The sequence below is a fragment of the Gymnodinialimonas mytili genome (genome assembly GCF_037544085.1).
Lineage (GTDB): Bacteria > Pseudomonadota > Alphaproteobacteria > Rhodobacterales > Rhodobacteraceae > Gymnodinialimonas > Gymnodinialimonas mytili.
In genome coordinates, this window is the sequence record NZ_JBBIFW010000005.1 from 293244 (window position 1) to 306351 (window position 13108).

Annotated in this window: 12 protein-coding genes; 1 reads left to right on the forward strand and 11 read right to left on the reverse strand. The window is 61.5% G+C overall.

Going from position 1 to position 13108, the window contains the following annotated elements:
- Positions 1–56: 56 nt before the first annotated feature.
- The 8 genes from upp to V8J82_RS19635 form a co-directional block, all read right to left on the reverse strand.
- Complete coding sequence (gene upp, locus V8J82_RS19600) at positions 57–689, reverse strand: uracil phosphoribosyltransferase (RefSeq protein WP_339977840.1); 633 nt, start codon at positions 687–689, stop codon at positions 57–59.
- A complete protein-coding gene (locus tag V8J82_RS19605; RefSeq protein ID WP_339977842.1) occupies positions 682–1662 on the reverse strand; it encodes an adenosine deaminase in 981 nt (326 codons plus the stop codon). Before V8J82_RS19605 ends, upp begins: the two co-directional genes overlap by 8 nt.
- Complete coding sequence (locus V8J82_RS19610) at positions 1659–2849, reverse strand: phosphopentomutase (protein ID WP_339977844.1); 1191 nt, start codon at positions 2847–2849, stop codon at positions 1659–1661. Before V8J82_RS19610 ends, V8J82_RS19605 begins: the two co-directional genes overlap by 4 nt.
- Complete coding sequence (locus V8J82_RS19615) at positions 2849–4165, reverse strand: thymidine phosphorylase (protein WP_339977846.1); 1317 nt, start codon at positions 4163–4165, stop codon at positions 2849–2851. The genes V8J82_RS19610 and V8J82_RS19615 overlap by 1 nt, the downstream gene beginning before the upstream one ends.
- 6 nt (positions 4166–4171) lie before the next feature.
- Entirely contained in the window at positions 4172–4576 is a 405-nt protein-coding gene (locus V8J82_RS19620) for a cytidine deaminase (RefSeq protein WP_339977848.1), read from the reverse strand.
- Positions 4577–4643: 67 nt separating this feature from the next.
- Entirely contained in the window at positions 4644–6203 is a 1560-nt protein-coding gene (locus V8J82_RS19625) for a response regulator (RefSeq protein ID WP_339977850.1), read from the reverse strand.
- 121 nt (positions 6204–6324) lie between these two features.
- Positions 6325–8601 (reverse strand): NADP-dependent malic enzyme, encoded by a 2277-nt coding sequence (locus V8J82_RS19630; protein ID WP_339977852.1) that lies wholly within the window; start codon positions 8599–8601, stop codon positions 6325–6327.
- A 118-nt stretch (positions 8602–8719) separates the two neighbouring features.
- Positions 8720–9487 (reverse strand): NAD kinase, encoded by a 768-nt coding sequence (locus V8J82_RS19635; protein ID WP_339977854.1) that lies wholly within the window; start codon positions 9485–9487, stop codon positions 8720–8722.
- A gap of 236 nt (positions 9488–9723) precedes the next feature.
- Here V8J82_RS19635 and glyA point away from each other — a divergent pair, with 236 nt between their 5' ends.
- Entirely contained in the window at positions 9724–11019 is a 1296-nt protein-coding gene (gene glyA, locus V8J82_RS19640) for a serine hydroxymethyltransferase (RefSeq protein WP_339977856.1), read from the forward strand.
- 148 nt (positions 11020–11167) lie between these two features.
- On the opposite strand, the gene V8J82_RS19645 is transcribed toward glyA, so the two are convergent.
- The 3 genes from V8J82_RS19645 to V8J82_RS19655 form a co-directional block, all read right to left on the reverse strand.
- Positions 11168–11443: a YiaA/YiaB family inner membrane protein gene (locus V8J82_RS19645; protein ID WP_339977858.1), complete on the reverse strand. Its 276-nt coding sequence runs from the start codon at positions 11441–11443 to the stop codon at positions 11168–11170.
- Positions 11444–11505: 62 nt separating this feature from the next.
- Positions 11506–12195: a PspA/IM30 family protein gene (locus tag V8J82_RS19650; protein WP_339977945.1), complete on the reverse strand. Its 690-nt coding sequence runs from the start codon at positions 12193–12195 to the stop codon at positions 11506–11508.
- Between the two features lie 84 nt (positions 12196–12279).
- On the reverse strand, positions 12280–12879 hold the full coding sequence (locus V8J82_RS19655) for a TetR/AcrR family transcriptional regulator (protein ID WP_339977860.1): 600 nt from the start codon (positions 12877–12879) through the stop codon (positions 12280–12282).
- Positions 12880–13108 lie beyond the last annotated feature (229 nt).

Below are 13108 nucleotides of genomic sequence, written 5' to 3' on the forward strand. Positions count from 1 at the left end.
CTCTGGGCCGAGTCGCCCGGCCAAGTAAAGAAAATCCAAGTGGAGGGAATCTAAGCCTATTTCGTTCCGAACATCCGGTCGCCCGCATCGCCCAGACCCGGCACGATATAGCCGTGGTCATTCAGATGGGTATCGAGCGCAGCTGTCACGATGGGCACATCCGGATGCGCCTCTTTCATCCGCGCCACCCCTTCGGGTGCGGCCAGCAGACACAGAAAGCGGATGTTCTTCGCGCCGCCTTCCTTCAGCAGATCAATCGCCGCGGCTGAGGAATTGCCCGTCGCCAGCATCGGATCGACCACAATCGTCAAACGATCCTCCAGCGCATCGGGCACCTTGTAGTAATACTGCACCGGCTGCAGCGTGTCCGGGTCGCGATAGAGGCCCACAAAGCCGACCCGCGCATTGGGGATCAGCTCCAGGATACCGTCCAGCAACCCATTGCCCGCCCGCAAGATCGACACCAAGGCCAGCTTCTTACCCTGGATCGCCGGGGCGTCCATCGGCTGGATCGGCGTCTCGACCGTCACGGTCGTCATCGGCAAGTTGCGCGTCACCTCATAGGCCAGCAAATGGCTGATTTCGCGCAGCAATTGCCGAAAACTCTTGGTCGAACACTCCTTGTCGCGCATCAGGGTCAGCTTGTGCTGTACCAGCGGGTGGTCGACGATGGTCAGATGGTCACTCATGGGTCAGGCGCTCCCTTATCGTGTCGCGCGTGGCCTCGTCGCAAAAAGCGGCGTCCAGCGCGGTGTTGGCAAAATCTGCGAAATCGCTCTCATCATAGCCGAAGACCCGTGACAAGTTTTCATATTCGCGGGTCATGGTGGTGTGGAAAAACGGCGGGTCGTCGGTTGAGATCGTGACCTTCACACCCCGGTCCCGCAAACGCTGGATCGGATGGGCTTCCAGCTTCGGATAGACACCCAGAAATACGTTCGAGCCCGGGCAGACCTCCAAGACGATGTCCCGCTCGGCCAGCAGATCGCACAATTCAGGGTCATCGATGGCTTGCACACCGTGGCCGATCCGGGCGGGCCGCAACGCCTCGACCGAGTCGCGGACGGATTTGGCGCCGCCCCATTCCCCCGCATGGGTTGTGATCGCGAGCCCGGCCTCGCGCGCGCAATCGAACGACCAGGCAAAATCACTTGGGGCACCCATCATCTCATCGCCGCCCATGCCAAAGCCAACCACCCACTCACTGGCGGTTTCTGCCGCACAAGTGGCCACCGCTTTGGCCTGTTCGGGCCCGAAATGGCGGATGCAGGTCACGATACCGCGTAGGCTGATGCCCATATCGCGCTCGGCCGTATCAGCGACCTCTTGGATCGCCGCCAAATACTCACGCCAAGCCGCCACATCGCCGCCGCCGCAAAAATCGGGGCTCAGGAAGGCTTCGGTATACACAACCCCGTGGCTGGCGCTTTCCTCCAGCAGGGCACGGGTCAGCCGCGCAAACTCCTCGGGTCCGGTCAAGACTGAGGTTGCCGCCTCATAGACCTGGAGGAAATGGCTGAAATCGCGATAGGCATAGCTGCCATCCTCGCGGAAAATCTTACTAAGATCGACGTTCTTTTCCTGCGCAAGGCCGCGGATGAATGCAGGCGGCGCCGCGCCTTCGAAATGCAAATGCAATTCGACCTTCTTGATATCTCTCACAAAAAGCTCTCCCCCGCGCCGCGCTCCGGCAGCCCCAGATAGGCGGCGACCGATGCACCTACATCGGCGAACCCGCGGATCCCCACCTGCCCGGAAATGGGGGCCTTGGCAAGGACTGGAACACGCTCGCGGGTGTGGTCGGTGCCGGTCCAGGTGGGATCATTGCCATGATCGGCCGTCAAGATCATCAGATCATCCGGTCGCAATGTGTCCAGCACTGGGCCAATGGCGGCGTCGAACCATTCCAGATGACGTGCATAACCTGCCACATCTCGCCGGTGGCCGTAGAGGCTGTCGAATTCCACGAAGTTCGCAAAGATCAAGGCACCATCGGGCGCATCTTCGACCGCCTGCGCCAGATCCACCATCAGTTTGGCGTCGGGCCCTTTGGTGACCGAACTGACACCCCGCCCCGCGAAAATGTCGCTGATCTTGCCAATGGTGATCGTATCGCGTCCAGCGCCTTGTGCCCAATCCAGCAGGGTCGGTGCCGGTGGGGTCAGCGCATAGTCGCGCCGATTGCCCGTCCGTTCATAAGCGCCCGGCGCGCCGACAAAGGGCCGTGCGATCACCCGGCCCACCCGCATCTTATGCAAGATCGGCGCCAGATCCGCACAGAGCTGATAAAGCCGGTCGAGCCCATAGCTGTCCTCATGGGCCGCGATCTGAAACACGCTGTCGGCCGAGGTATAGCAAATCGGCCACCCGGTTTCTTGATGCTCCTCCCCCAGACGCGCGATGATCTCGGTGCCCGAGGCATGTTCATTGCCCAAGATACCGTCGATACCTGCGATGCGTTTGACATCGGCAATCAGATCCGCCGGAAAGCTATTGGTCTTCTCTGGAAAATAGGTCCAATCAAACGGCACGGGCAGACCCGCCAATTCCCAATGGCCAGACGGCGTATCCTTGCCGGGGCTCACTTCCTGGGCCGCCCCCCAAAGCCCAGTCGGCACCGCCGAAAACCCCGGCGCCGCCTCATCCGAGGCTAGCTGGATCGCGGCTCCCAAGCCCAACGCATCCAGGACCGGCATGCGCAGGGGCGCACCCTCTGCCCCGCGCCTTTGCGCGATATGGGCCAGCGTGTTGGCGCCGGTATCGGGGATGTCACCGTTGAAAAACTGCGCCGCATCCGGTGCGCCGCCGATGCCGACGGAGTCCATCACCACCAAAAATGCCCGCGGCATTATCCGATCCTTTCTACGATCAGGGGCGGCACCTCGACCACGCCGTCGCTGAGTGTGAACGCCTTGCGAAGATCCGCGGCGACGGCCCGCCCGGCTTCTTCGGTTGCCGCATGGATCCGCGCGAGAGGGCGGGAATTGTCCACGGTTTCGCCAAGCCGCGCGATATCGGACAAGCCCACCGTAAGGTCAATTCGGTCCTTGGCCCGCATCCGGCCCCCGCCCAGTCGCACCACAATCTCGCCCAGCATCCGGGTATCGACAGCGGCAATCTGTCCGGCTGCGCTCGGGTGGATATCGAGCATCACCCGCGCGGCGGGCAACCGGTCGGGCCAGCGTTCCACAAAATCAGCCGGACCGCCCAATTCGGCGACCATATCACCGAAGACCGAGGCGGCATCGCCCCGCTCAATCGCGCCGCGGATCCGCCCCTCACCATCGGCGGCATCGGCCGCCAGACCACCGAGCGCCAAAAGCTCGCCGCCAAGCGCAATGGTCAACTTCGCCAGGTTTTGATCCAACGCGTCGCCCGATCCGGTCAGGACTTCCATCACTTCAATGATCTCCAGCGCATTGCCAGCGCTGGCGGCAAGCGGTTGGTTCATATCGCTCACCAAGGCGGAGGTCATACATCCCGCACCCTGGGCCGTGCCGACCAAAGCCTGCGCCAAATCCAGGGCCGCGCCTGGCTCTGCCATGAAGGCGCCGCTGCCAGTTTTCACATCCAGGATCAAAGCCTCAAGCCCCGACGCCATTTTCTTCGACAAGATCGACGCGGTAATCAGGTCGATCGAGTCAACCGTGCCTGTCACATCCCGCACCGCATAAAGCCGCTTGTCGGCAGGTGCGATATCGGCGGACGCGCCGACGATGGCGCAGCCCACATCAGCCACAATGTCCTGAAAATCGTCGGGATGCACATCGGTGTTGTAGCCGGGGATCGCCTCCAGCTTGTCCAATGTGCCGCCGGTATGGCCCAACCCACGGCCTGAAATCATCGGCACAAATGCGCCACAAGCCGCAAGTGCGGGTGCAAGGATCAGCGACACGCAATCCCCCACGCCGCCGGTCGAATGCTTATCGACTACCGGGCCATCCAGGCGCCATTTCAGGCGCTGACCCGTTTCGGTCATTGCATTGGTCAGTTGCACCCGCCCGTCCGAGCCCAACCCATGGGTGCAGACCGCCATTGCAAAGGCGCCGGCTTGCGCGTCGCTGACCGTGCCGCAGGCCAGGCCCTCGGCAAACCAGTATAATTCCGCCTCTGTCGGTCTGTCGCCGCGGCGCAGCTTTTCCAGGATCGTGCGCGCGTCGCTCATTCCTGTTTAGTCCACACGCGCCATATGGCTGGCCTCGAATTGACCCGGCAGCAAATCGGCAACCCGCATCTCTTTCAGAACGCCTTCTGTCGTGGCCATTTGCACCACAACTTCACCATCGGCAAATTCAGCCAGTTTCTGACGGCAGCCGCCGCAGGGCGGCACCGGCGCGGGGCTATCGGCGATCACGGTGATCTCGGCGATGCGGGTTGCCCCTGCGGCAATCATTGCCGCAATCGCACCGGCCTCGGCGCAAGTCCCTTCGGGATAGGCCACGTTTTCCACGTTGCAACCCACATGAACTGATCCGTCCGAGGCGCGAATCGCGCAGCCAACTTGGAACTTGGAATAGGGCGCATAGGCGCGAAAACGCACCGCCCTGGCGTGGTCGAGTAATGATCTGTCGGACATTGCGACCGTTCCCCTGGCGTTGTTTCAACCAGTGTGGAGCCCTGCCGCGACAAGCGCAAGGGCGGCCCTAAAGACAGGCGTCGCGTCGCGCCTCGATGGCCATCAGAAGGTCCAACAGATCCGCGCGGACAGGCGCGTAGATGCCGGTCAGATTGCCCAGGCGACGCCGTTTCGCGGCAATGTTGAGCACCTCAGCCAATTGGCAGAGCCGCTCGGCCCCGACAGCGCCCGAAATCGCGATCAGGATATGGGTTTGCGCCCGGATAATGGCGACGGATCCGGCAGCCACGCCGCCATCCAACGCTTCGCGCACGGCACGCAGATCTTCGACAAGCCGGTTCAACAATTCCTCGCGGTCATCGGGCCCTGCCGCCTCCAAAAGCCGCGCCAGCCGCGTATCGTCCATCTTGATGGCAAACCCCTCGGCCCCGGTCCGGCCCAAGGCCACATCTTCGGGATCAGGTAAGCCGACCGGTCGCCCGACATGGCGCAAAATAGCTCGTCCAAAATCCGCCGACGAGCTGATGGGTTTGCCGATGATCGCGTCCGCGCCCGCGGCGTAAATCGCCTCACGATTGTCACGCAGCACATAGGCCGTGATCGCAACCAGAGGCATGTCGGCATAGCGCCCCCCGCTGGCGCGCACCCATTGCATCAACTCCAATCCGTTCATCCGCGGCATTTCGATGTCCACCAGGGCGATATCGAAGCGCTCGCGTTGCAGGGCATCGGTGGCGGCGACACCGTCGGCGACAAAAACCGCCTTTCCATTCATCTTGTCCAGCATCTGGCGCAAGATCATCTGATTGGTCAGGTTATCCTCTGCGACCAGGATCTTCAGGTCGGACAGGTCCGGGATATCCATGGCCTCCGTTGCGGCTCCGTCGCCGGTCCAATCCAACAAGGGCGCGGGCAGGATCAGCGCCGCCGTCCCGCCATTGCGCACCGGGTCGTTCATCAACGTCAATTCGGCGCCAACCTCATCGCTGAGATCCCGCGCGATCCGCAGACCCAAGCCCGACCCACCGGTCTTGCCCAGCGCGCGTGTGGTATCACCGGCGGCCATTGCGCTGAGCAAGGCCGGCGGAAAACCGGGACCGTCATCGCAAATGCAAATCGTCAGACCCATTTCTTCGTCAGCCAGAAGCTCGACCGTGACATCGCCGCCCGGCACATGGACCAGCGCATTGCCCACCAAATTGGCTAGGATCCGCTCCAGCAATAACGGGGGCACCCGCAGACGTTGCGGCAATCGACCGATTGTCCGGATCTGAAACCGACTGCCACGCTCTGCCGCGCGGCCGGTCCAACGTCCATTCAGTGCGTCAAGCCAGGGCGCGAGGTCCAATTCCGCTGCACCGCGCTTTACCACCGTCTCGCCCGACGCGGCCATCAGGGTCTCGTCGACCAAGGCCGCCAATGTGTCAGCAGCGGCGCGCACCCGATCAAGTTGCGTCTGCGTCCGCAGATCCAATCGGTCGGTCTCGACCAGCCGCAGCCCGCCCACCACATCGGAGATCGCGGATCGGATGTCGTGGGACAGTTTTTGCAGCACATCAACCGACGACGCAGAGGTGATATGCGCCTGATCTCGCCGCCCAGATGTTGGCTCGGAGGAACGTGTCATAACCGGCCCATGTCAGGAGAATTCGCGCCTGTATACCAGTCGCGGGCTCACATTGCTATAAAATGCGCCAAGTTACGATCCACCGTACGGTGGGCTGTGGCCGATAGACCACCGCGCCCGCTTACCCATAGTGACTGACCGGTGTCCCAGCCAAGGCGGAGATATTCAGCAGGCCCCGTGCGGTGATCGAAGGCGTCACGATATGAGCGCGGTTGCCCATCCCCATCAGGATGGGTCCCACCTCCAGCCCATTGGCCTTCGCTTTCAGCACATTGCGCGCCGCGCCCGCCGCATCGGTCGATGCAAAGACCAACGCGTTGGCCGCGCCCTCCAGCCGACAATTCGGGAAAACCCGCGCGCGCAGCTCTGGGTCCAGCGCGCTATCGACATGCATCTCGCCCTCATAGATGAAATCGCGGGTTTCGGCGTCCAGCAGATCCAGCGCCGCGCGCATCCTCACCCCGCTATCGCTGTCGAGATTGCCGAATTGGCTGCCGGAACACAGTGCAATCTTGGGCTCGACCCCGAAACGCCGGACATGGCGCGCACAGGCCACCACCGTTTCGGCGATCTGGATCGGCGTCGGGATCGGGTTGATCTGCGTATCTGCGATGAACAGCGGGCCGTCTTCCAGGATCACAAGGCTGAGCGCGCCGGTGGCGCGATGCTTGTCCGATCCTAACACCTGACACACATAATTCAGATGCCATAGATATTGCCCGAATGTCCCGCAAATCAGGCTGTCGGCATCGCCGCGATGCACCATAACGGCCCCAATCGCGGTGGTGTTCGTGCGCATGATCGCCCGGGCCAGATCGGGGGAAACCCCGCGGCGCGCCATCACCCGATGATATGTTTCCCAATACTCCCGATAGCGCGGGTCGTTTTCAGGGTTCACCAATTCCACATCGCGGCCCGGCGCAATGACCAGGCCGGCCCTTTCGATGCGCTGCGCGATGACATCGGGCCGCCCGATCAGGATCGGCATATCCGTGGTTTCCTGCACCATCGCCTGGGCCGCGCGCAACACCCGCTCGTCCTCACCTTCGGCAAAGACGATCTTACGTTCAGCGGTGGCGGCGGCATCGAAAACGGGCCGCATGATCAGCGCCGATTTGAACACGCTCTGGTTCAGCTTGGCCCTGTATGCATTCAGATCCTCCAAAGGCCGCGTCGCCACACCCGAGCTCATCGCCGCCTCGGCCACGGCACTGGCAACAACCGCGGTCAAGCGCGGGTCGAAGGGTTTGGGGATCAGGTAATCGGCGCCAAAGGTCAGCTGCTCCCCCTTATAGGCGGCCGCCGCCTCGGCGCTGGTCGTGGCCCGCGCCATGGCCGCGATACCGTCGATACAGGCCAGCTGCATCGCGTCATTGATCTCGGTCGCGCCGACATCCAAGGCGCCGCGAAAGATGAAGGGGAAGCACAGGACATTGTTGACTTGGTTGGGAAAATCGCTGCGCCCGGTTGCGATGATCGCATCGGGCGCCACGGCCCGCGCCGCGTCAGGCAGGATTTCCGGCGTCGGATTGGCCAGCGCAAAGATGATCGGACGCGCCGCCATCTTGGCGACCATATCCGCCGTCAACACCCCCGGCCCGCTCAGGCCCAGAAACAGATCGGCCCCGCTGATCACATCCCCCAAACCCTTCGCCTCGGCCCCCTGGGCAAAGGCGTCTTTCTGCGGCGTCGAGCCCCCGCGGCCCTCATAGACAAGACCGTCGATATCGCACAGCCACACATTCTCACGCTTCACGCCCAGCTTCAGCAGCATGTTCAAGCAGGCGATCCCAGCCGCCCCACCACCGGTGGAAACAACCTTGATGTCCTCGAACCGCTTTCCGGCGACCTGCAAGGCATTCGTCGCGGCAGCTCCGACCACAATAGCAGTGCCGTGCTGGTCATCATGGAACACTGGAATGCCCATGCGCGCCCGGCACAGCTCTTCCACGATGAAACAATCCGGGGCCTTGATATCTTCAAGGTTGATGGCCCCGAAAGTCGGCTCCAGCGCACAAACGATATCGGCCAACTTTTCCGGGTCGGATTCGTTCACCTCAATGTCGAAGCAATCGATATTGGCGAATTTCTTGAACAGAACCGCCTTTCCTTCCATCACCGGCTTGCTCGCCAGCGCGCCGATATTTCCAAGGCCCAACACCGCCGACCCGTTGGAGACCACCGCCACCAGATTGCCCCGCGCCGTGTAGCGCGCCGCATTGGCCGGATCATCGCGGATCTCCAGGCTGGCCTCCGCGACACCCGGCGAATAGGCCCGCGCCAGATCGCGCCCATTGGCCAAGGGCTTGGTCGCCCGGATCTCCAGCTTTCCAGGCCGTGGATTGGCATGGTAGGCCAAGGCCGCATCCCGCAACCCATCCGGTTTGTCACTCTCCATCACCCGTTCTCCACTTTTCCGCCGGCTCAGACAGGCCGCGCCGTCCCCCGACATATTCCGCGGCAGCACGCGCGGCCAAGGGCTCCCGTCAGGGGGCGTGCGGTCGCGCGTTTCCCCGTCATTGGAACTGCTCGCGCAACAGCCGCTCCTCCAACCCATGGCCCGGATCGAACAGGATCCGGTGCTTCACACTTGGCTCTGACCTGATTTCCACCGCAGATACCGACTGAACCGAGCGGCTGTCGGCGTCTGCCATGACCGGGCGCTTGTCCGGTTCCACCACTTCGAACCGCACCACCGCGGCCTTGGGCAGCAACGCCCCGCGCCAGCGCCGCGGTCGAAATGCCGCCACCGCCGTTACCGCCAACACATCCGCGCCAATCGGCAGGATCGGTCCGTGGGCAGAATAATTGTAGGCCGTCGATCCCGCGGGCGTGCTGACCAATGCACCATCGCAGACCAGCTCCTGCATCCGCAGCTTGCCATCGACATGGATCCGCAGCTTTGCCGCCTGGGGTCCCGCGCGCAGCAAGCTCACCTCGTTGATCGCCAGCGCATCGACGGTCGAGCCGTCTTGGCATTCGGCATGCATATGAAGCGGATTGATCACCGCTTCTTCCGAGGCTTCAAGCCGATCAATCAGATCGTCCTCGCCGTAACCATTCATCAAAAAACCAACCGTGCCGCGATTCATCCCATAGACTGGCGCGGGCAGCGCCTGGGTGCCATGGAGCGTCGACAACATGAACCCGTCGCCCCCCAGCGCGACGATCACATCGGCATCGCGCGGTGCGAAACTGCCAAAGCGCGCCTCAAGCCGTGCTTTGGCGTCTTGCGCCAGCGGCGTCTCTGACGCCAGAAACGCGATGTTACGCGCGGCGGGCATGGCGCGGCCTCCCTCAACTTCTCCCGCCGACCGGCGCGGCGTCCCTCGTCTTAAGGCCCTGACCATTGCCTGCGCCCTTCGGAAACACAATCCATTATCGGGGCGTCATCGCCACTGCCAAGGGCTTGAAACGCCGGTTTTGCCGCGCCACACGCCGCGATCAAGGCTTTCCTGACCTGGGAAAACGGCCTACATCGCTCCTCAATTCAGCAACAATGCCCCGAGGAGGAGCTGCCATGAACGCCCCCCACCGCGATGAGACGTTTTTCACCGAACGCCTGGAAACCCGCGACCCCGAGATTTTTGCCGCGACCGGTCAGGAGTTGGGCCGCCAGCGCAATGAGATCGAGCTGATCGCATCCGAAAACATCGTCTCCGCCGCAGTGATGGAGGCACAGGGCGGCGTGATGACCAATAAATACGCCGAAGGCTATCCGGGCCGCCGCTATTACGGGGGCTGCCAATATGTCGATATCGCCGAGGAATTGGCCATCGACCGCGCCAAGCAATTGTTCAATGTGGGCTTTGCAAACGTCCAGCCTAATTCCGGCAGCCAGGCCAACCAAGGTGTCTTCACCGCGCTGTTGCAGCCTGGCGATACGATCCTAGGCATGAGCCTCGACGCCGGTGGTCACCTGACCCATGGCGCGCGGCCTAATCAATCGGGCAAATGGTTCAACGCCATCCAATATGGGGTCCGCAAGCAGGATCTTGAGGTCGACTACGAGCAGATCGCCGAATTGGCCGCCGAGCATAAGCCCAAAATGCTGATCGCGGGCGGCTCGGCCATTCCGCGGATCATCGATTTCGCCAAGATGCGCGAGATCGCCGATAGTGTCGGCGCCTATCTTTTGGTCGATATGGCGCATTTCGCGGGCCTGGTGGCGTCGGGTCACTACCCCTCGCCCTTCCCGCACGCCCATGTCGCGACAACGACCACCCACAAAACCCTGCGCGGCCCGCGCGGCGGCATGATCCTAACCGATGACGAGACCATCGCCAAAAAGGTGAACTCCGCAATCTTTCCCGGCATTCAGGGCGGCCCCCTGATGCATGTGATCGCCGCAAAGGCCGTGGCCTTCGGTGAGGCGCTGCGCCCCGGCTTTAAGGATTACCAAGCCCAGGTCATTGCCAATGCCAAGGCGCTGGCCGACCAGTTGATGAAAGGTGGCCTCGATATCGTCACTGGGGGCACTGACACGCATTTAATGCTGGTCGATCTGCGGCCCAAAGGCGTGAAGGGCAACGCGACTGAAAAGGCGCTCGGCCGCGCCCATATCACCTGCAACAAGAACGGCATTCCGTTCGATACTGAAAAGCCGATGATCACCTCCGGCATCCGGCTCGGCTCGCCCGCCGGCACCACCCGAGGATTTGCCGAGGCCGAGTTCCGCCAGATCGCCGATTGGATTGTTGAGGTTGTCGATGGCCTCGCCGCGAATGGCGAGGACGGCAATGCCGAGGTTGAAGCCAAGGTCCGCACAGAGGTTGAGGCGCTCTGCGCCAAATTCCCAATCTATCCGGATCTGTGATCGGCCCTCTGCGGGTTGGCGCGACGCAAATTGATCTACCATTGATCTAGCTTGCGCCGCTCTGATCGCTTCGAAATGCAAACGCCCCGGACCGAAATCCGGGGCGTTTTTCATGTCATCTTGGGGTCGCCGATAGTGTCGGCAACACTCACACCTCCTCTTTCAGGGCATCTTCCAGCAGCTTTTCGTTGCGGGCCTCTTCGATCTTCGCCAGGCGGTCATCGCCCAGCCGCATATCAAAGCGGTACTTCACAACATTCACCAGGCTCAGCGTCAGCAGCACGATGCCCATGCCCCAATAACCCTTGGTGGAGAGCGGCACATCGGTCGACAGCCAGAGCGAGATGGCCAGCAAGCCATAGGCCAGCGCAACGCCCAGGAAGTTCAGGTTCATAATCAGGGTGTTATGGTGACGATCATTCATTGGTCTTGTCCTTTGGTAGAGTGTATAAATCTGGGGATAAATTGCGGATTACTTATCGTGAATTACTTGTCGTCCGCCTGCTGCGCCTTCAGGCGCGAGAGCACATCAGCCGCGGTGGATTTCGTCGGATCGCCAAAGCCTGCCTCGGCCAACCGGTCGGACATGTTGGTTTGATCCAAGCCTTGGTCGATCTCCTTCAGGATCTGCGTTTGTTCGAACGGATCGTCGCGGTTCAACACCCGCGCGATCAGCGCCTCGGCCTCTTCAAATGCGGTGTCCTGGGCCACATTACGGCCAAGACGTTTCTGGATATCGGCCTCTTTCTTCGCCGCTCGCGCGGCCAGAGCCCCCTGTTTTAAATCGATAATTCGGCGATGCGCCCCTTCGATCGAATGCCGCAGCTTCAGGATCCGCGTCTCCAGCCGCTCCACTGTGCTGCGGCGGATGGTCAACTCGTTTTCCAGCTGCGCCACCGCTGTTGCGGCCTCGGTTGCTAAGTCTTCACGACCTTCATCCAAGGCCAGTTTTGCGCGGCCCATCAGATCCGCAATTCGATTTTGCAGCGCCTCGACTTGCCGTGTTTCACCGCGCTCGCGCTGCATCAAAGAGGCCAGAGTGAATTTCGCCGCCTTCAGGCTGGCCTCAGCCTCGCGGATCTTTTGGTCAATCAGTTCAATGCTGAAATGATCCCGCAGCCGTTCTTCTGCCCGTGCATTGGCGCCGTCGAATAGGGTTGTCAGTGTTCTAAACATTTCGCCCTCCAAGAAATGAACGTTGTTCATGAATCGGATATAGCGATTCTCCGAACGCCGTTCAAGAAAAAATATGAACGACGTTCAATTTTTTTCGCCGACTTGCTCCAGAAGCAGGCAGATCATCTGCTCTAATTGCGGCTTCGGCACTGCGGAGATCCTGTTTTCAAGGCCCAACAGCACAATTCCATGCACGGACGAAAACAGGGTGCGGGTCATCAAATCCAGCGCATCGGGGCTGTCATCCGGAAAAATCTTGGCCAAGGGCGCCTTGATGAACGCAAAAAGCTGCGCCAGCGATGTGTCGTACCATTCGGGGACGTGGGTATCGTTGGTCATCTCGATATCGAACAGGGCCCGCCACAGCCGCGGATGGTCGCTGGCAAAACCCAGATAAGCGTGGGACATCGCGATCAGTTGGTCGTTCGGCGTTGCTTCACGGCTTTCGGCCACAGCCTGCGCCACGCATTCCCCGAGACGCACAAAGGTGCGGCCATTTACCTGCAAGATCAGCGCATGCATGTCATCGAAATGCGTGTAGATGGCCCCGACGGCGCAGCCCGCCTCGCGCGCCAGATCGCGCGCCCGCAGAGAGCTTAGGCCATCCGCTGCAATCTGCGCCTCGGCCAAATCCACCAGTTTGTCCCGCAATGCGGCTTTGCGTGCCTCAACTTTTCCGACCATGCTTGCCTCTTGAACGATGTTCACGCGTCCAGACTTGGCGCCACTGCAGAAAAACCGCAACCCATGATCAGCAGAGACCCGCCAACACCGCGCGCTGCTTGGCGTAATATTGCAACGTCCATGGCGCCATGACAATTTGAACAATCGTAAACACTTCTTAAATACTACGCGGGCGGTGCGGGCCGCCGGAACCAATGCTGGGACAAGACGTTTCAGCCATGCAAACACG

Bases quoted from the DNA above. Each gene is read 5' to 3' on its own strand.
- V8J82_RS19615 (WP_339977846.1), bottom strand. From the start codon at position 4,165: ATGAGCGACGCGCGCACGATCCTGGAAAAGCTGCGCCGCGGCGACAGA.
- V8J82_RS19645 (WP_339977858.1), bottom strand. From the start codon at position 11,443: ATGAATGATCGTCACCATAACACCCTGATTATGAACCTGAACTTCCTG.
- glyA (WP_339977856.1), top strand. From the start codon at position 9,724: ATGAACGCCCCCCACCGCGATGAGACGTTTTTCACCGAACGCCTGGAA.
- V8J82_RS19635 (WP_339977854.1), bottom strand. From the start codon at position 9,487: ATGCCCGCCGCGCGTAACATCGCGTTTCTGGCGTCAGAGACGCCGCTG.
- V8J82_RS19610 (WP_339977844.1), bottom strand. From the start codon at position 2,849: ATGCCGCGGGCATTTTTGGTGGTGATGGACTCCGTCGGCATCGGCGGC.
- V8J82_RS19655 (WP_339977860.1), bottom strand. From the start codon at position 12,879: ATGGTCGGAAAAGTTGAGGCACGCAAAGCCGCATTGCGGGACAAACTG.
- V8J82_RS19650 (WP_339977945.1), bottom strand. From the start codon at position 12,195: ATGTTTAGAACACTGACAACCCTATTCGACGGCGCCAATGCACGGGCA.
- V8J82_RS19620 (WP_339977848.1), bottom strand. From the start codon at position 4,576: ATGTCCGACAGATCATTACTCGACCACGCCAGGGCGGTGCGTTTTCGC.
- V8J82_RS19625 (WP_339977850.1), bottom strand. From the start codon at position 6,203: ATGACACGTTCCTCCGAGCCAACATCTGGGCGGCGAGATCAGGCGCAT.
- upp (WP_339977840.1), bottom strand. From the start codon at position 689: ATGAGTGACCATCTGACCATCGTCGACCACCCGCTGGTACAGCACAAG.
- V8J82_RS19630 (WP_339977852.1), bottom strand. From the start codon at position 8,601: ATGGAGAGTGACAAACCGGATGGGTTGCGGGATGCGGCCTTGGCCTAC.